The sequence below is a fragment of the Allochromatium humboldtianum genome (assembly GCF_013385175.1).
Classification (GTDB): domain Bacteria; phylum Pseudomonadota; class Gammaproteobacteria; order Chromatiales; family Chromatiaceae; genus Thermochromatium; species Thermochromatium humboldtianum.
Window position 1 is genome coordinate 282,116 of record NZ_JABZEO010000005.1, and the last position, 17,414, is coordinate 299,529.

Annotated in this window: 14 protein-coding genes; 8 read left to right on the top strand and 6 right to left on the bottom strand. The window is 65.3% G+C overall.

Features of this window, described 5'->3' with window-relative positions; genetic code table 11:
* The first annotated feature begins 27 nt into the window (after positions 1-27).
* The 8 genes from panB (at position 28) to glcF (ending at position 11,052) form a co-directional block, all read left to right on the top strand.
* Complete coding sequence (panB, locus tag HW932_RS09945; protein ID WP_176976328.1) at positions 28-831, top strand: 3-methyl-2-oxobutanoate hydroxymethyltransferase; 804 nt, start codon at positions 28-30, stop codon at positions 829-831.
* 25 nt (positions 832-856) lie between these two features.
* On the top strand, positions 857-1,741 hold the full coding sequence (panC, locus tag HW932_RS09950; RefSeq protein ID WP_176976329.1) for a pantoate--beta-alanine ligase: 885 nt from the start codon (positions 857-859) through the stop codon (positions 1,739-1,741).
* Positions 1,742-1,770: 29 nt separating this feature from the next.
* Entirely contained in the window at positions 1,771-2,307 is a 537-nt protein-coding gene (gene ruvC / locus HW932_RS09955) for a crossover junction endodeoxyribonuclease RuvC (protein WP_176976330.1), read from the top strand.
* A gap of 3 nt (positions 2,308-2,310) precedes the next feature.
* The gene (ruvA, locus tag HW932_RS09960) at positions 2,311-2,946 is read left to right on the top strand and encodes a Holliday junction branch migration protein RuvA (protein WP_176976331.1); all 636 of its coding nucleotides are present in this window, start codon (positions 2,311-2,313) and stop codon (positions 2,944-2,946) included.
* 99 nt (positions 2,947-3,045) lie between these two features.
* Positions 3,046-4,716 (top strand): sensor domain-containing diguanylate cyclase, encoded by a 1,671-nt coding sequence (locus HW932_RS09965; RefSeq protein WP_176976332.1) that lies wholly within the window; start codon positions 3,046-3,048, stop codon positions 4,714-4,716.
* A gap of 35 nt (positions 4,717-4,751) precedes the next feature.
* Complete coding sequence (locus HW932_RS09970; RefSeq protein ID WP_176976333.1) at positions 4,752-8,633, top strand: PAS domain S-box protein; 3,882 nt, start codon at positions 4,752-4,754, stop codon at positions 8,631-8,633.
* A 92-nt stretch (positions 8,634-8,725) separates the two neighbouring features.
* Positions 8,726-9,808, top strand: coding sequence for a glycolate oxidase subunit GlcE (glcE, locus tag HW932_RS09975; RefSeq protein WP_176976334.1), 1,083 nt, complete (start codon positions 8,726-8,728; stop codon positions 9,806-9,808).
* 17 nt (positions 9,809-9,825) lie between these two features.
* A complete protein-coding gene (glcF, locus tag HW932_RS09980; protein ID WP_176976335.1) occupies positions 9,826-11,052 on the top strand; it encodes a glycolate oxidase subunit GlcF in 1,227 nt (408 codons plus the stop codon).
* 66 nt (positions 11,053-11,118) lie between these two features.
* Here the strand turns inward: glcF and HW932_RS09985 are convergent, their stop codons facing one another.
* The 6 genes from HW932_RS09985 to HW932_RS10010 all read right to left on the bottom strand — a co-directional run bounded on the left by HW932_RS09985 (position 11,119) and on the right by HW932_RS10010 (position 17,236).
* A complete protein-coding gene (locus tag HW932_RS09985; protein ID WP_176976336.1) occupies positions 11,119-11,550 on the bottom strand; it encodes a hypothetical protein in 432 nt (143 codons plus the stop codon).
* 312 nt (positions 11,551-11,862) lie between these two features.
* Positions 11,863-12,474, bottom strand: a complete 612-nt coding sequence (gene coaE, locus HW932_RS09990; protein WP_176976337.1) for a dephospho-CoA kinase — start codon at positions 12,472-12,474, stop codon at positions 11,863-11,865.
* Complete coding sequence (locus tag HW932_RS09995) at positions 12,471-13,361, bottom strand: prepilin peptidase (protein ID WP_176976338.1); 891 nt, start codon at positions 13,359-13,361, stop codon at positions 12,471-12,473. Before HW932_RS09995 ends, coaE begins: the two co-directional genes overlap by 4 nt.
* A 27-nt stretch (positions 13,362-13,388) precedes the next feature.
* Positions 13,389-14,639, bottom strand: coding sequence for a type II secretion system F family protein (locus HW932_RS10000; protein WP_186350691.1), 1,251 nt, complete (start codon positions 14,637-14,639; stop codon positions 13,389-13,391).
* A gap of 21 nt (positions 14,640-14,660) precedes the next feature.
* Positions 14,661-16,376, bottom strand: a complete 1,716-nt coding sequence (gene pilB, locus HW932_RS10005; protein ID WP_176976339.1) for a type IV-A pilus assembly ATPase PilB — start codon at positions 16,374-16,376, stop codon at positions 14,661-14,663.
* Between the two features lie 26 nt (positions 16,377-16,402).
* On the bottom strand, positions 16,403-17,236 hold the full coding sequence (locus HW932_RS10010; RefSeq protein WP_176976340.1) for a LabA-like NYN domain-containing protein: 834 nt from the start codon (positions 17,234-17,236) through the stop codon (positions 16,403-16,405).
* Positions 17,237-17,414: the final 178 nt, after the last annotated feature.

Consider the following 17,414-nt stretch of genomic DNA (forward strand, 5'->3'; position numbering starts at 1 on the left):
ACTCCCTCTAGCATTCCGGAGCCGACGATGTCCGTTGCACCTGTGTCCGTCGCCACGCTGTCCGCCATGAAGGCGCGCGGCGAGCGGATCGTCAGTCTGACCTGTTACGACGCCTGTTTCGCGCATCTGCTCGACCGCGCGGGCGTCGATCTGCTGCTGGTCGGGGATTCATTGGGGATGGTGTTGCAGGGACACGCGACCACGGTGCCGGTGACGGTCGAGCAGATGGCCTATCACGGCGCCTCGGTGGCGCGCGGGCGCGAGCGGGCGCTGCTGGCGGTCGATCTGCCGTTCATGGCGGCGGCCACGCCCGAGCGGGCGCTCGACAGTGCCGCGCGGCTGATGCAGGAGGGCGGCGCCCAGGTCGTCAAGCTGGAGGGCGGCGAGTGGCTGGCCGAAACCGTCCGCCGTCTGTCCGAACAGGGCGTGCCGGTCTGCGCCCATCTGGGGCTGCTGCCGCAGTCGGTCAATCGGCTCGGGGGCTATCGGTTCCAGGGGCGCGACGAGACGTCCGCCGAGCGCATCCGGCGTGAGGCGCGGGTGATGGAAGAGGCGGGCGCCAGTCTGCTGGTGCTCGAATGCGTGCCGGCGGCGCTCGCCGGCGAGATCAGCCGGTCGCTCAGCATCCCGGTGATCGGCATCGGCGCCGGGGCCGGATGCGATGGTCAGGTGCTGGTGCTGCACGACATGCTCGGGTTGAACCCCGGTCGTCCGCCGAGCTTCAGCCGTGACTTCATGCAGGGGTGCGGGTCGATCGGCGAGGCGGTGGCCGCTTATGTGGAGGCGGTGCGTGACGGGAGCTTCCCCGCTGCGGCCGAGACACCCTATTGAGCCGGTAGATAGAGAGATCGAGACCATGCCGAGTACAGCGCACGCTCCATCAAACCTGATCCAAGTCGAACGCGTCGCCGAGTTGCGCGCACAGGTTCGCGCCTGGCGCGCGGCCGGCGAGCGGATCGCCTTCGTGCCGACCATGGGCAATCTGCACGCCGGCCATCTGAGTCTGGTGCGCGAGGGACGCGCCCGCGCCGACCGAGTGGTGGCGAGCATCTTCGTCAATCCGCTGCAATTCGGGCCGGGCGAGGATCTGGACGCCTACCCGCGCACGCTCGAGGCCGACCGTCGCCAGCTCGGTGAGACCGGCTGTGACCTGCTGTTCACCCCGAGCGTGCGCGAGATCTATCCGCGCGGTCAGGACACCCATACGCGGGTCGAGGTGCCGGGGATCTCGGACATCCTCTGCGGCGCGAGCCGGCCTGGGCACTTCGTCGGCGTGGCGACCGTGGTCTGCAAGCTGCTCAACATGGTTCAGCCCGATGTTGCGCTCTTCGGCGAGAAGGATTTCCAGCAACTGCTGGTGATCCGCCGTCTGGTCGAGGATCTGGCGCTGCCGGTCGAGGTCGTTGGCGTACCGACCGCGCGCGAGTCCGATGGTTTGGCGATGAGTTCGCGCAACGGCTATCTGACGCCCGAGGAGCGAGTGCTGGCGCCGGCGCTGTATCGGGTGCTGAATGCGACTGCCAAGGCCGTGCGGGCAGGTGAGCCGATCGAACGCGCCGAGCAGGCAGGGCTGGAGGTACTGGCAGCGGCCGGACTGTGCCCCGATTATCTGACTGTGCGCCGCACCGAGGATCTGGCCCCGGCCGGTCCCGAGGATCGGGCGTTGGTCATCCTGGCGGCGGCCTATCTCGGGCGGGCGCGGCTCATAGACAATGTGTGCTTGAATCTGGATCGTCACTGATTCTCTGACAGGTGTTCGATGAATCCTGTATGACTGATCCCCGTCTCCCACGCCATCGCATCCTCGGTATCGACCCCGGCTCGCGCAACACCGGCTTCGGCGTCATCGACAGCGACGGGCACCACAGCGTGCGCGTGGCCAGCGGCTGCATCCGTGTCGGCGAGCATCCCTGGCCGGACCGGCTGGGGCTGATCTTCGACCGGGTCGCGGCCATCGTCGCCGAATACCAGCCGCACGAGATGGCGGTCGAGCAACTCATCTTCGCTCGCGATCCGACCGCCGCGCTCAAGATCGGTCAGGCGCGCGGCGCCGTGCTCTGCGCCGGACTCAAGGGCGGAGCGATCGTGCACGAATACAGCCCCAAGTCGGTCAAGCTCGCCGTGGTCGGTTCGGGCGGGGCGGACAAGTCGCAGGTGCAGCACATGGTGCGCGTGCTGCTGGCGCTCCCCGAGACCCCAGGCGAGGACGAGGCCGATGCGCTCGCCATCGCCCTTTGTCACGCCCATTCCATGGGCATCCCGGCCCGCAAGCGCGCCGCCGCCTCCTGGCGCGACTGGAGACCCTGACGCATGATCGGACGACTTCAAGGCCGGATCCTGGCCAAGCACCCGCCGCAACTGCTGCTCGACGTCAACGGCGTTGGCTATGAGCTGGAAGCCCCCATGTCCACCTTCTACGACCTGCCGGCCGTGGGCGAGACGGCCACGCTTCTGACCCATCTGGCGGTGCGCGAGGATGCCTGGACCCTCTACGGCTTCATCCGCGAGCGCGACCGCGCACTCTTCCGGGCGCTGATCAAGGTGACGGGCGTCGGTGCGCGCATGGCGCTGGCCATCCTCTCGGGCATGGACGCGGCACGGTTCGCCCGGTGCGTCGAGCAGGAGGACTCCACGGCCCTGACGCGCCTGCCGGGCATCGGCAAGAAGACCGCCGAGCGTCTCATCATCGAAATGCGCGACCGGCTCGGCGGGGTGATGATCGCGCCCGGCGCGGCGCTGCCGTCCGCGACCGGCCAAGCAGCGATCGAGTCGGGCACGGTCGGCAAGGGCGCCGAGGATCAGGCGCTCGCCGATGCCGTCAGCGCCCTGGTGGCGCTCGGCTACAAGCCGCCGGACGCCAACCGCATGGCGCGCGCCGTCGACGATGGGGCCAAGACCGCCGAGGAGATCATCCGTGCCGCGTTGCGCTCCGTGAATCCGGTCTGAGCCGGCCGTTCGCCGTCCGGACCGTTGCCCCGAGAGAGATTTGGTCGTATTTGGCGTATTATTTTTACAGACCTTCCTCTCCGAGGTGGCACAGGCTCTATGGACGTGATCGGCGACTTGGTTTGGCTGCAAGACGCGCGAGGTCTCTGTCTCGACGCCAATCCGGCCTTTGAGCGTTTGACGGCGACCAAGCGCGTTCGGATCATCGGACAGCCTCTGGACAAGGTGCTCGGGCCAGCCTGGACGGCGGCGCTCTGGCAACCCGACTGGTCGAAGCTCCAAAGCGGCGAGATCTGCTCGCACGAGAGCCGGCTGACCATCGAGTCCGTGCCCTGCCTCTACGAGATCACCCATATCCCGCAGCGCGACCGCGACGGCGAACTCGTCCGGGTCCAGAGCCTCGCGCGCGATATCACCCAACACCATCAGCGGATCGAGCAGTCACTGCACGACAGCCGGCGCCAACTGGCCGACGTTATCGACTTCCTGCCCGATGCCCTGCTGGCCATCGACCGCGACAAGCGGGTCATCATTTGGAACAAGGCGATCGCCAAGATCACCGGCATCCCGCCGGAGGTCATGCTCGGGCAAGGCGACTACGCCTACACCGTCCCCTTCTATGGCGAGCGGCGCCCGCAGTTGATGGATCTGGTCTTCATGCCTGACGCCGAACTGGAGCGGCGCTATGCCAGCGTCACCCGCGAGGGCGACACCTTCACGGCCGAGGGGTTCTGCAATGCGCTCCATGATGGTCGTGGCGCCTGGATCCTGGCCAGGGTCGCCCCGTTGCGCGACGCCGCCGGACAGGTCGTCGGCGCCATTGAGATCATCCGCGACATCACCGAACGCAAGCAGGCCGATGAGGCGCTGCGTCGGAGTGAAGAAGTGCTCGCGCTCTTCATCCGCCATTCGCCGATCTACGCCTACATCAAGGAGGTGACGCCCACCCAGAGCCGCGTCCTGCAGGCGAGCGACAACTTCGAGCGGATGATCGGCATTCGCGGCTCGGACATGGCCGGCCGGTGCATGGACGAACTCTTTCCGCCCGAGTTCGCCGCCAAGATCAGCGCCGACGACTGGCGCGTGGTCTCCAGCGGCGAGTTGCTCACGCTCGAAGAGGATCTCGACGGACGTCATTACACCAGCCTCAAGTTTCCCATCGTCCAGGGAGGGCGCACGCTGCTCGCCGGCTACACCATCGACATCACCGAGCACAAGCGCCTGGAGGAGGATCTGCGTCAGCTCACGCGCCTCGATCCGCTCACGCAGCTCTTCAACCGGCGCTATTTCTTCACCCGGGCCGATCAGGAGTACCAGCGCTTCCGCCGCTACCATCACCCCATGGCGCTGTGCATGATCGACATCGATCATTTCAAGCAGGTCAACGACCAATATGGCCATCTGATCGGTGACACAGTGTTGTGCGCCGTCGCCCAGACGCTGCATGACAATCTGCGTCAGGTCGACATCCTGGCCCGCTATGGCGGCGAGGAATTCGTGATCCTCCTGCCCGAGACCGACCGGCAGACGGCACGCGCCTCCGCCGAGCGATTGCGAGTGGCTGTCGCGAAACGACGCATCGAGACCCCGAGCGGTCCGGTCTCGGTGACGCTCTCGCTCGGCGTGGTGGCTGTCGACGACGGACCGGCCATGACCCTCGAACGCCTGCTCGACGCCGCCGACCAGATGCTCTATCGCGCCAAGCAGGCCGGCCGTGATCGCGTCGAGATCCGGGATCTCGGTCGTCCCCTGGAGTCCGGCGGATGCTGAAGCGGTCGTTGGGCGAAACCTCGAATCCTGTCCGTATGGCGATCGACCCGTGCCGGGAGGGCGGCTTGGTGCGCTTCGTGCTGCTGATGCTGTCGCTCCTGGCCGGGCTGATGCCCGTGCAGGCAGGCGCTACGGACGATCCGACCGAGGTGCTGATCCTGGTCTCCTATCATCCGGGCGAGGCCTGGTCCGATCGCGAACTGGCCGGCGTCCAGCAGACGCTGCGTCAGGCGCGCCCCGAACTGTTGACGGCGATCGAGTACCTGGACGCCAAGCGCTTCCGCGAGTCCGAGCATCTGGAGCGGTTCAAGCAGTATCTGGCTCAGAAATATCAGGACCGCTCGCCCGATCTGATCATCGCGCTCGACGATTCGGCCCTGGAGCTGCTGCTCGATGATTCGGCCGAGTTGTTCGCCGGGGTTCCGGTCGTCTTCGGCGGGATCAACGACGCTCGACCCGAGCGGCTGGCCAAGCGTCCGCACATGACCGGCGTGGTCCAGACCCATGATCTGGCCGGCGGACTGGAACTCCTGCACCGTCTGCATCCCAAAGCCCGTCGTGTCTGGGTGATCCATGACCGCACCCCGACCGGACGGGCGATGGGCGACAGGATCAAACGCCTGATCCCGGACTTCCAGGGGCACTTGCAGATCGAATTCGCGCCCGATCTACCCTTCGATGAACTGCTCCAGCGACTGGCCGAGCTGGAGGACGACAGCCTCGTGCTGCTGCTCTCCTATGCCGTCGATCGCACAGGACAGAGCCTCGATCGCACCGACTTCGCGCGGCTCATCAGCGCCAACAGCGCCGTGCCCGTCTATGCCACGCACGAGCTCCTGCTCGGTCAGGGCATCCTCGGCGGTCTGCTCCTGGACGGCTATCGGCATGGCGCTCAGGTGGCCGAACTCGCCCGGCGCGTGCTGGCCGGCGAGGCGCCGGAGCGCCTCCCGGTCGAGTCGAGTCAGTCTCAGCCCGCGTTCGACGCCGACCAGCTCAAGCGGTTCGGTATTCGGCTCGCCGACCTGCCGCCCGACAGCCTGATCGTCAATCAGCCGCTATCGTTCTACACCCTCAACCGCACGCTGGTCTGGAGCGGGCTGACGGGGCTGACCCTGCTGGCCCTGGTGATCCTGGTGCTGACGAGCGCGCTGGTGCGGGTGCGTCGCGCCCAACGCGACCTGACCGAGAGCGAGGAGCGGAGACGCGCGCAGCGCGTCTTCTACGAACGCATCCTGGATCGCGTGCAGGACGGCATCTGGGTCGGCGACGCCAAGCACCGGATCGTCTATGTCAATCCGGCCATGGCCCGGATCTCGGGCGTGCCGGTCGATCATCTGCTGGAGCGCTGGGTGCTGGAGGACTTCCCGGAGGAAACTCTGCTCGAATTCCGTCCGCTCTATCTGGAGGTCATGGCCTCGCTGATCCCGCGCGAATACGAGATCCATCTGGTCACGCCCGCCGGACGCGAGGGCTGGCAGTCCGGCTGGCTGATTCCCATGGTCGAGCGCGGCGTCTTCGCTGGAATGATCTGCACGGTGCGCGACATCACCGACATCCATGACCGCGACGCTGAGCGTCAGGCGTATCAGGCCGAGCTGGAGGACATCGCCGAGATCCGCACGCTCTCGCTGCGCCGCACCGAAGAGCATCTGCGCCTGATCCTGGACTCGAGCGCCGGCGGACTCTACGGACTCGACCGCGATGGACGCATCACCTTCGCCAACCCTGCCGTCTCACAGATCCTGGGTTATTCGCCCGAGCAACTCTATGGGCGCGTCAGTCACACCCTCTTCCATCATCGCTATCCCGACGGGCGCGACTATCCGCTGCATGAATGTCCGACCCGCTTCGCCCTGGAGCAGGGTCAGAAGGTCAGCGTCGACGACGAGGTCTTCTGGCACGCCGATGGCCGGCCGATCCCGGTGATCTATTCCATCCAGCCCATGATCCGCGACGGCGAGATCCTGGGCGCCGTGGTCAGCTTCATCGACATCTCGATCCGGAAACAGGCTGAGGCCGAGCGCGAGGCCGCACTGGCCGAGGCCAAGCGTCTGTCGCAGGTCAAGAGCGTGTTCCTGGCCAACATGAGCCACGAGATCCGCACCCCGATGAACGCCATCGTCGGCATGACCCATGTCCTGCGCCGCACGAGTCGCGATCCCGAGCAGCGCGGGCGTCTGGATCGCATGATGGCCGCCGCGCACTATCTGCTGGCCATCATCAACGACATCCTCGACTTCTCCAAGATCGAGGCCGGTAAGCTGGAGCTGGAGCGGATCGATTTCGACCTCGCCGGCGTCCTGGAGCGCGTTCAGGATCTCATCGGCGAACAGGCGCGCGTCAAGGGGCTGGAGCTGATCCTGGATCTGGACGCCGAACTCCAGGGCGGTTTGCGTCTGCGCGGTGATCCGACCCGCCTGACCCAGGTGCTGGTCAATTATCTGAGCAACGCGGTGAAGTTCACCGCGCAGGGAAGCGTCCGGCTGCGTAGTCGCCTCGAAGCCGCCGGCGACGAAGATTGCCGGCTACGTTTCGAGATCCAGGACACCGGGATCGGGCTGACCGCTGAGGATCGGGCGCGGCTGTTCCAGCCCTTCGCCCAGGCCGACGACTCGACGACCCGCCGGCATGGCGGCACCGGACTTGGGCTGGTCATCAATCGCCGTCTGATCGAACTCATGGGCGGCACGGATGGTGTCGAGAGCCGGCTCGGTGTCGGCAGCACCTTCTGGTTCAGCGTGCGGTTTGAGCGGGCGCCGGCAGAGGCCACTCTCGCCGCGCCGGCTCCGCGCGTCCCGGCGATGCCTGAGACGGGTGCCGAATCCGCAACGACCGGCGCCGGCGACGACTTCGAGCGTTCGGAGAACGAGCGTCGTCTGGTCGAGCACTACAGCGGCGCCCGGCTGCTGCTGGTCGAGGACAACAGCATCAATCAGGAAGTGGCCCTGGCGCTGCTCCAGGGGGCCGGGCTAGAGGTCGATCTCGCCGACGACGGGGCCGAGGCGCTGGCCAGGGTGCGCGAGTCGCGTTACGACCTGATCCTGATGGACGTGCAGATGCCGGTGATGGACGGCCTGGAGGCCACGCGCGCCATCCGGCGTCTGCCGGACTGGGAGACGACGCCGATCCTGGCCATGACCGCCAATGCCTTCGCCGAGGATCGCGCCTCCTGCCTGGAGGCCGGCATGAACGATCATGTCGGCAAGCCGGTCGAACCGGAGGCGCTCTTCGCCGCGCTTCTGAAGTGGCTGCCGAAGCGCGAGCGTTCGCGTGTGACCGATCGGCCCCGGACGGAGTCGCCGACCATTCCCGACCAGCAATCCTTTGGCGTGGAAGCTTTGAGCGAAATTTCGGGGATCGACCCTGAACTCGGAGTGCGTAGCGTGCGGGGGCGCGTCGAGGTCTATGCGCGTCTGCTACGGACCTTCGCCGAGCATCATGGCGAGGACGGCGAGCGCCTGCGACAGAGTCTGCGCGATGGCGAGACCGAGACGGCGCGTCGTCTGGTCCACACGCTCAAGGGCGTGGCGGCCAACCTGGGCGCGACACGGTTGCCGGGGCTGGCCGTCGAGCTGGAACGCCTGTTCAAGCAGGCCGCGCCAGAATCCGAGCTGGAGCCGGCGATCCGGCGTCTGGAGTCCGAACTCGACGCGCTGGTCGCGGATATCGGTCGCGCGTTGCCGGCGCCCGTCGTCCCGGAGGCGGTCGCGTTCGATCCTGAGCAGTCCGCCGCCGTCCTGGCCGAACTCGCGACGCTCCTGGCCGAGGACAATGTGCGCGCCGCCCAGGTCATGCGCGATCACAGCGGACTGCTGCGCGCCGCGCTCGGCGAGGCGGCGGTCGAACTGGAACGCCGGATCGAGTCCTTCGACTATGAGGCCGCGCTTCGAACGCTCACCAGGGCACGCGCGTCCTAAGATCGGCTCCAGGACGCATTGCCGATCGGCCTGTCGGTCCCTATCTACAAGGCTCGCCTCAAGCCAATCCCGGATGATCCGCGAGGAACACGGTGAGCACTGATCTGACACAGGAACTCCAGGAGCGCGTGCGCGCGGCCCTGGCCGACGCGACGCCGCTCAGACTGCTGGGGAACGATACCAAGTCGTTCATCGGTCGCGCGGGCGGCGGTGAGCCGCTCGGTCTGTCCGGGCATACAGGCATCCTCAACTATCAGCCGAAAGAGCTGGTCGTCACCGCCCGTTGCGGGACGACGCTCGCGGAATTGGAAGCGACGCTGGCCGAGCAGGGCCAGATGCTGCCTTTCGAACCACCCCATTTCACGGCGTCGGACGGACCGGACGCCACCCTGGGCGGAACCGTCGCCTGTGGTCTCTCGGGTCCGGCGCGGCCTTATTGGGGCGCGGCACGCGATCTGGTGCTCGGCGCACGGATACTCACCGGGCGCGGCGAGGTGCTGCGGTTCGGCGGCGAGGTGATGAAGAACGTCGCCGGCTACGACGTCTCACGGCTCATGGTCGGTGCACTGGGGACGCTCGGTATTCTGCTCGACGTCAGTCTCAAGGTGCTGCCGGTTCCGGCCGCGACCCGCACGCGGGTGCTGAGCTGCAACCAGGACGAGGCGCTGGAGCGGATGAACCGCTGGGGCGCCCGGCCCTGGCCGTTGAGCGCGACCTGTTTCGACGGCGAGCGGCTCTGGGTGCGTCTGTCCGGGACGGCTCAGGGTGTTGCGGAAGCGGCCGAGCAGATCGGCGGCGAGCCGGTCGCGGACGCCGAGGCCGAGGCATTCTGGCGTCGGTTGCGTGAACAGGAATTCCCCTTTTTCAGCCAGGGCGAAGCTCCGCTCTGGCGTCTGTCGCTGCCCCAGGGCGCACCCGCCGTGCGTCTGGAGGGGCCGCAATGGATCGAATGGAGCGGCTCGCAACGCTGGCTCAGGAGCGAGGCGTCGGAGGCGACCATCCGCGCCGAGGCCGAGCGGCTGGGCGGACAGGCCACGCGCTTTCGCGGTGGGGATCGCACGGGCGAGGTCTTCCATCCCCTGCCCGAGCCGCTGATGCAGCTACATCGACGGGTCAAGTCCGCCTTCGATCCGCATGGCCTGCTCAATCCGGGCCGTCTCTACGCCAATCTTTGAGCCACGAGAGGTCCGGCGTGCAAACCGAGATCCTGCCCGAATTCCTGAAGACTCCCGAAGGTCAGGAGGCCGATGCCATCCTGCGGGCCTGCGTCCACTGCGGATTCTGTACCGCCACCTGTCCGACCTATCAGCTACTTGGTGACGAATTGGACGGTCCGCGCGGGCGGATCTATCAGATCAAGCTGGTGCTGGAGGGACAGGCGCCGACGCGCGTCACTCAGACCCATCTCGACCGCTGTCTGACCTGTCGCGCTTGTGAGACCACCTGTCCCTCGGGTGTGCGCTATGCGCGTCTGGTCGACATCGGGCGGCATCATGTCGATGAACGGGTCGAGCGGCCCTGGAACGAACGCTGGTTGCGTCGGCTGCTGGTCGCGATCGTGCCCTACCCACGGCGTCTGGCGCCCGTGGTCCGGTTGGGACGTCTCATGCGTCCGTTGCTCCCGGCCGCCCTGCGCGCCAAACTGCCGATACGTCAGGAGGCCGGTCACTGGCCGCCGCCCGCCGGTCGACGCCGGATGCTGGCGCTCGCCGGATGCGTGCAGTCGGTGGCCACGCCCCGCACCAATGCCGCCGCCGCGCGTCTGCTGTCGCGGCTCGGGATCGATCTGGTCGAGGCACCCAAGGCGGGGTGCTGCGGCGCGGTCGCCTATCATCTCGACGACCGCGAGGCGGGACTGTCGGCCATGCGGCGCAACATCGATGCCTGGTGGCCCGAGATCGAATCGGGTGCCGAGGCGATCCTGGTCAATGCCAGCGGCTGTGGCGCCATGGTCAAGGAGTACGGCGAGCTTCTGGCGCACGACCCGAACTATGCCGATCGGGCGGCGCGTGTCTCAGCACTGGCGCGTGATCCGGTCGAGGTGTTGGGGGCGGAGGATCTTTCAGCACTTGGAATGCCGGGCGCTGGGCGTCGGGTTGCTTTTCACTCGCCATGCAGTCTTCAGCATGGTCAACGGCTCAAGCAGGTGGTCGAACCCATCCTGGAGCGTCTCGGCTTCGTCGTCACGGCGGTTCCGGATGCCCATCTCTGCTGCGGCTCGGCCGGAACCTATTCGATCACCCAGCCCGAACTCTCGACGCGACTGCGCGATAACAAGGTCGCGGCACTGGAATCGGACGCGCCCGAGATCATCGCCACGGCCAACATCGGCTGTCAGCTCCATCTGGCCGGCGGGGCGCGAACGCCCGTCGTGCATTGGCTCGAATTGCTCGACGAGGCGGTGGAGGTTCGACATTGACTACAGAAGACATTGTACGAGATGGCTTCAGATGCCCGCCGTTCGAGACGGGCACCTGGGTCGAGGTCAGTTGGTCGTGGTCGCGGTCTCGGTTGGAGTGTCCGTCGTCGCCGCCTCAGGTTTGACATCTGCCGCGACCGTTTCGGGTTTGGCGTCTGCCTTCATCGTCTCGGGCTTGACGTCCGCTGTGACCGTCTCAGGTTTGACCTCTGCGGTCACGGTCTCTGGTTTTGTGTCGACCGGCGTATCGGCCTTGGCCTGGATCTCGGCCGCGTCTTTCTTGCGTGGCTTGGACAGACGGCAGTGGCTCGATACCTGGATGCCGTCCTTGCGGGTATAGCCGTCCATCCAGCGACAGTTCTCATTGGTCACGCAGACGTCCTGTGCCAGTCCCTTGCACTCGGAAGCGCCCATGGCGGGTTGCCAGGTCAGGGCGAGCAGCGGAAGCGCGGCAGTCAGCAGAGCGGGTTGGGCAATCAGGGGCCGTGATCTGTGCATCGTTGAGTCTCCCTTCGAACCGTGGTCTTTGCCGTGCCGGAAAGGTCTTGATTGAAGCTCGATTCGTGATTGATGCGATGCAGGCTCGGAACCGATTCGAATACCGTTTCAGGGGCGAATGCTTGCTTTTACAGTCTTTGTGGAGTTTTAGCGGAATTCGCAAAACAGAATGTGCTGCAAGCGGGTGGCGTCACGTTTTTATCGTGTATGACGCTGGCGCATTTATACAATGAATTTTACACATCAGGCAAGGTTTTCGAGGTAAAAAGCACGTCTGTCGCTTGATTCGAGCATTTCGACGTGTATGGAAGGCTATCGCCCGGCGGCGATCCGGGTATAGGTCATGTGCAGTTCGTGGAGACGGGGTTCCAGCGCCGCGCGCTCGCCGCTGTTGTCGATGAGATCGTCGGCGCGGGCGTTGCGCTCCTGGCGTGGGATCTGGCTGGCGATGATGCGCCGCACCTCGGCTTCGGACAGACCGCTACGCTGCATGACGCGCGCGATCTGGACCGACTCGGGCACGTCGACCACCAGCACGCGATCGGCATGACGCTCCTGCCCGGTCTCGAACAGCAGCGGGATCACCAGCACGGCATATTCGGTCTGGAGTCCGGCCAGCCGTTCGAGCATGGTCGCTTCGATGAGCGGATGGAGGATGGATTCGAGCCGGGCGCGTGCGCTCGGGTCAGCGAAGACGATCCGGCGCAGCCGCGTTCGATCGAGCGTGCCGTCGGCGAGCCGGATGTCCGGCCCAAAAGCGGCGGTGATGGGTTCCAGGGCCGCGCCGTCACGCGCCGTCAGCGCCCGCGAGATCTCATCGGTGTCGATGACCCCGGCCCCCAGCTCGGCGAGCCGGTCGGCCACCGTGGTCTTGCCACTGCCGATGCCGCCGGTCAGGGCGACGACCAGACCTACACCGCTCACGCCAGCCCGCTCAGACGCAGATAGGCGCCATTGATCGTCTCGCCCCAGATCAGACTGATCCAGCCGGCGGCGGCCAGATAGGGACCGAAAGGCAGCGGCTTGCCCGACTCGTGCCGGCCGCTCAGGATCAGCCCGACCCCGACCAGAGCGCCGACCAGCGCCGAGAGCAGGATGATCTGCGGCAGCGCCGACCAGCCGAGCCAGGCTCCGAGCAGCGCCAGCAGCTTGAAGTCGCCATAGCCCATGCCCTCCTTGCCGGTGGCGAGCCGGAACAACTGGAAGACGACCCACAGACTCAGATAGCCGGCGACGGCGCCGATGATGGCGCTCTGGCTGTCGGTGAAGAGCCCGAACAGACTCAGGAACAGCCCCAGCCACAGGAAGGGCAAGGTGATACTGTCGGGCAGGAGCTGGGTGTCGAGATCGATGACGGCGAGCGCAATCAGCGACCAGGTCAGGAGCAGTGCAGCCGCCGCCTGCCAGGTCGGACCGAACTGAACCACCACGATCAGGGTCAGGAGTGCCGTGAAGGCTTCGACGAGCGGATAGCGCAGGCTGATCCGTGTCTTGCACTCCGAACAGCGTCCACGCAGCCACAGATAGCTCAGGACCGGGATATTCTCGTGGACGCGAATCCGATGCCCGCAGCTCGGACAGGTCGAGGCCGGTTTCGACAGACTGAGCGGCGGCTCATCGGTCTCCGGCGCCGTCCCGTCCGGACTCAGGAGTTCGGCGCAATCGCGTCGCCAGCCGGCTTCCATCATGCGCGGCAGACGCAGGATGACGACGTTGAGAAAGCTGCCGAGGATGAGTCCGAGCAGCACGGCGCTCGTATACAAGAGCCAGGGGTTCGTCTGGAGCAGTTCCAGCCAGGCGGGTGTGGACATGGTGTTTGGCAAGGCTCCTGAAACGGCTTAGACGACAGCGGCCAGCTTGAAGATCGGCAGATACATGGCCACCACCAGACTTCCGACCAGACCGCCGATGACGACCATGATCATGGGTTCCAGCAGACTGCTCAGACTGTCGACCGCGTTGTCGACCTGTTCCTCGTAGAAGTCGGCGACCTTGCCCAGCATGTCGTCGAGCGCGCCCGACTCCTCGCCGATCGCGGTCATCTGGATGACCATGTGCGGAAAGAGATCGCGCTGGCGCATGGCCAGTTGCAGCGACTGACCCGTGGCGACCTCTTCGCGCATCTTCATCACCGCGTCCTGATAGACGACGTTGCCGGTCGCGCCCGAGACCGATTGCAGCGCCTCGACCAGGGGCACACCGGCGGCGAACATGGTCGAGAGCGTGCGCGCAAAGCGGGCGATGGCCGCCTTGTTCAGGATGGCGCCGATGATCGGGATCTTGAGGCTGGCACGGTCGATCATCTCGCGAAAGGCGCGCGAGCGCTTGAAGACATAGGCGATGGCATAGACGAGCGCTCCGACGCCGCCGAAGAAGGCCCACCACCACTCACGGATCAAATCCGAGAGCCCGATGACCATGAGCGTGAAGGCCGGCAGATCCGCGCCGAAACTCGAGAACAGTTCCTTGAACTGCGGGATGACGAACAGCAGGATGACGACCGTGACGACCACGGCCACCACGATGACGGCGGCCGGATAGAAGAGCGCCTTCTTGATCTTGCCCTTGATCGACTCGGTCTTCTCCTTGTAGGTCGCGATCTTGTCGAGCAGCACGTCGAGCACACCGGCCTGCTCGCCGGCCGCGACCAGACTGCACACCAGATCGTCGAAATAGAGCGGATGCTTGGCCATGGCGATCGACATCGCCGTGCCGCTCTCGATGTCCTGCTTGATGGCGAGGATGATGTCCTGCATCGCCGGGTTCTCGTGTCCGCGTCCGACGATGTCGAAGGCCTGCACCAGGGGCACGCCCGCCGACATCATGGTGGCGAGCTGACGGGTGAAGATCGAGAGATCCTGCCCCGTGATCTTCTTCTTGCCGCCGCCGAACAGCGGCTTGGGCTTGGCCTTGACCTTGGTCGGGTTGACGCCCTGGCGGCGCAGATCGGCGCGCACCGCATTGATGTTGGCGGCCCGCGACTCACCCTTGACCCGCGACCCGCGCCGGTCGGTGCCCTCCCAGGTGAAGACCTTGGCTTCCTCTGTTTTGGGCTTCGGTTTGACCTTGCTTGCTGTGGCGAGTGCCATGATGGTGCGCTCCGTGGAAGGTTATTCCGTCGTGACCCGGTTGACTTCTTCCAGGCTGATGAGTCCGGCCTTGACCTTGCGCAGTCCGGAGGCGCGCAGATCGGCGATCCCCTCGCGTCGGGCCTGTGCGGCCAGTTGCATGGCGTTTCCGCCCTCCAGGATCAGACTCGAGGTCTCCTCCGAGATCGGCATCACCTGGAAGATACCGACACGCCCGCGATAGCCCTTGTTGCACTTGTCGCACCCGACGGGACCATAGATGGTCAGACCCTCGTCGATCTCCTGTTCGGTGAAGCCCTCTTCCAGCAACGCCGCGCGCGGCAGATCCACCTTTTCACGGCAGTGCACGCACAGTCGCCGTGCCAGACGCTGAGCCATGATCAGCAGCACCGAAGAGGCGATGTTGAACGGCGGCACGCCCATGTTGGCCAGACGGGTCAGGGTCTGGGGCGCGTCGTTGGTGTGCAGGGTCGAGAGCACCAGGTGTCCGGTCTGGGCGGCCTTGACCGCGATCTCGGCCGTCTCCAGGTCGCGGATCTCGCCGACCATGATGATGTCCGGATCCTGGCGCAGGAAGGCGCGCAACGCGGCGGCGAAGGTCAGGCCGCTCTTGGGGTTGAGGTTGACCTGATTGATGCCGGGCACCTGGATCTCGACCGGATCCTCGACCGTGGAGATGTTGATCTCGGGGTCGTTGAGGATGTTGAGCGCGGTGTAGAGCGAGACCGTCTTGCCCGAGCCGGTCGGCCCTGTCACCAGGATCATGCCATAGGGTTTCTTGATGGCCTTGAGAAAGTTGTCGCGCTGTTCGGGTTCGAAGCCGAGTGCGTCGATGCCGACCTGGGCCGAGCTGGAATCGAGGATCCGCAGCACGATCTTCTCGCCATAGATGGTCGGCAGCGTATTGACGCGAAAATCGATGTCGCGATTGCGGCTGAGCTTGAGCTTGATGCGTCCGTCCTGGGGCACGCGCCGCTCGGCGATGTTCATGCGCGACATGACCTTCAGACGCGAGGTCAGCCGATTGGCGATGTTGAGCGGCGGACTGGCGACCTCGCGCAGCAGACCGTCCTGACGGAAGCGGATGCGGAAGAATTTCTCGAACGGCTCGAAATGGATGTCCGAAGCTCCAGAACTGATGGCATCGACCAGGATCTTGTTGACGTAGCGCACGATCGGCGCTTCATCGATGGCTGCTTCCAGGTTCTCGGTGTCTTCTTCCTCGCCGCCCTCGACCTCCAGCTTTTCCAGGTCGGCGTCGGCGAAGTCGCCGACGGTGCTCGTATCCTGGGCCTGGATCGCCTTATGGATGGCCGCGCCGAGCTTGCCGTCCTCGACCAGGATGGGATCGGTGGCCAATCCGGTGTGAAAGCGGATCTCTTCGAGCGCCTGATCGTTGGTGGGGTCGGAGATCGCCAGAAAGAGCCGGTTGCCGCGCCGCATGAGCGGCAGTGCGCGATGCTTGGTGATCAGGCGCTCTTCGACCAGATTGGGCGGCAGATTCGAGATATCGAAGGCCTCCAGGTCGAGCAGGGGAACGCCGAACTCCTGCGAGGCCACGATGGCGATGCGGCGGCTGTCGAGGATCTTCTCCTCGACCAGATGCTGCACGAAAGTCCGTCCCTTGGACCGCGCATCCTGATAGGCCGCCTGCATCTGGGACTCGGAGATGAGCTGGTCCTTGACTAGTCGCCAGGCTAGTCCGGAGGGTTTGAGCATGGCTTGATCCTTCGGCATCGGCGGCCCCTTATGGCGCGTATCCGCTAACGGTTGACCGAGAACGCCAGTCTCACGTTGTTGGCGACCAACCCGTTGTCCTTCTGTTCGCTCTCGTTGACATAGAACTCCAGGATGGTCTCGCGATTCATCAGCAGATCCTCCGTCACCTCGTCGGCGACCTCGTTGGCATGACAGAAGACGCTGACATAGGGCGAGTCGGGCTCGCGCGGGTCCGTGATCCAGAGATTGTTCGAGATCTGGTTCATGAATCGCAGGAAACCATACCCCTTGTCGGGGAACCACTTGGTGCAGACCCCGCGCACGCAGGAACCGGGCTTGCCCCATTCGTTGCGCGGCTCATAGTGGACGGGCAGCAGGTCCGGGATGACGAAGCCCGAATAGAAGGCATCGACCCGCTGCTGGAGCAGACGCGAGACATTCTTGAAGCCGATCAGCTCGACCCGGCAGCCGGCATTCTGCAGCGCCTCGACGACCTGCAGGAAGTCCCCGTCGCCCGTGACCAGCAGCACCTGATCGAGCCGATTGGCCTGGAGCATGGCATCGACCGCCATGTCGAGATCGGCGTTGGCCTTGGTGGTGATGTTGCCTTTGTCGTCAGTGTAGCGGCGCACGGTCTTGGCGGTGATCTTCCAGCCGAAGTCGCGCACCATCTGTTGATAAGCATGAGCCTTTTTCTTGTACTCGAAGTCCTCGCGCGCGCGCTCGGCATCATAGGCCATGTAGGTGTTGAGACGTTGTAATACGCCGCCCTCGCGTGCGGCGAAACGGCGCAGGATGTCGTAACGCATCTGATAGCCGCCGTTGTAACGCACGTTTTCGGCGTCGACGAAGACTCCAACTCGAAAACTCGAAGACAAAGTGAACCTCTGGAGATGATGGGTTCAAACCGCGTCCAATGCTGAAAAAACGGTACCGTCCAGTTTCACGGTCTCGTATCCGAGCCGAACGGCTGGTGAGACGCGGCTTGAAGCGTTTCATAAGTCAATCAATTGCAATCCCTGTTGGTCTTGCGACCCAGTCCCTTCGAGACGAAAG

Excerpts from the sequence above, each read along its gene's own strand:
- panB (WP_176976328.1), top strand. The coding sequence starts at position 28 with ATGTCCGTTGCACCTGTGTCCGTCGCCACGCTGTCCGCCATGAAGGCG.
- panC (WP_176976329.1), top strand. The coding sequence starts at position 857 with ATGCCGAGTACAGCGCACGCTCCATCAAACCTGATCCAAGTCGAACGC.
- ruvC (WP_176976330.1), top strand. The coding sequence starts at position 1,771 with ATGACTGATCCCCGTCTCCCACGCCATCGCATCCTCGGTATCGACCCC.
- ruvA (WP_176976331.1), top strand. The coding sequence starts at position 2,311 with ATGATCGGACGACTTCAAGGCCGGATCCTGGCCAAGCACCCGCCGCAA.
- HW932_RS09965 (WP_176976332.1), top strand. The coding sequence starts at position 3,046 with ATGGACGTGATCGGCGACTTGGTTTGGCTGCAAGACGCGCGAGGTCTC.
- HW932_RS09970 (WP_176976333.1), top strand. The coding sequence starts at position 4,752 with ATGGCGATCGACCCGTGCCGGGAGGGCGGCTTGGTGCGCTTCGTGCTG.
- HW932_RS09985 (WP_176976336.1), bottom strand. The coding sequence starts at position 11,550 with ATGCACAGATCACGGCCCCTGATTGCCCAACCCGCTCTGCTGACTGCC.
- HW932_RS09995 (WP_176976338.1), bottom strand. The coding sequence starts at position 13,361 with ATGTCCACACCCGCCTGGCTGGAACTGCTCCAGACGAACCCCTGGCTC.
- HW932_RS10000 (WP_186350691.1), bottom strand. The coding sequence starts at position 14,639 with ATGGCACTCGCCACAGCAAGCAAGGTCAAACCGAAGCCCAAAACAGAG.
- pilB (WP_176976339.1), bottom strand. The coding sequence starts at position 16,376 with ATGCCGAAGGATCAAGCCATGCTCAAACCCTCCGGACTAGCCTGGCGA.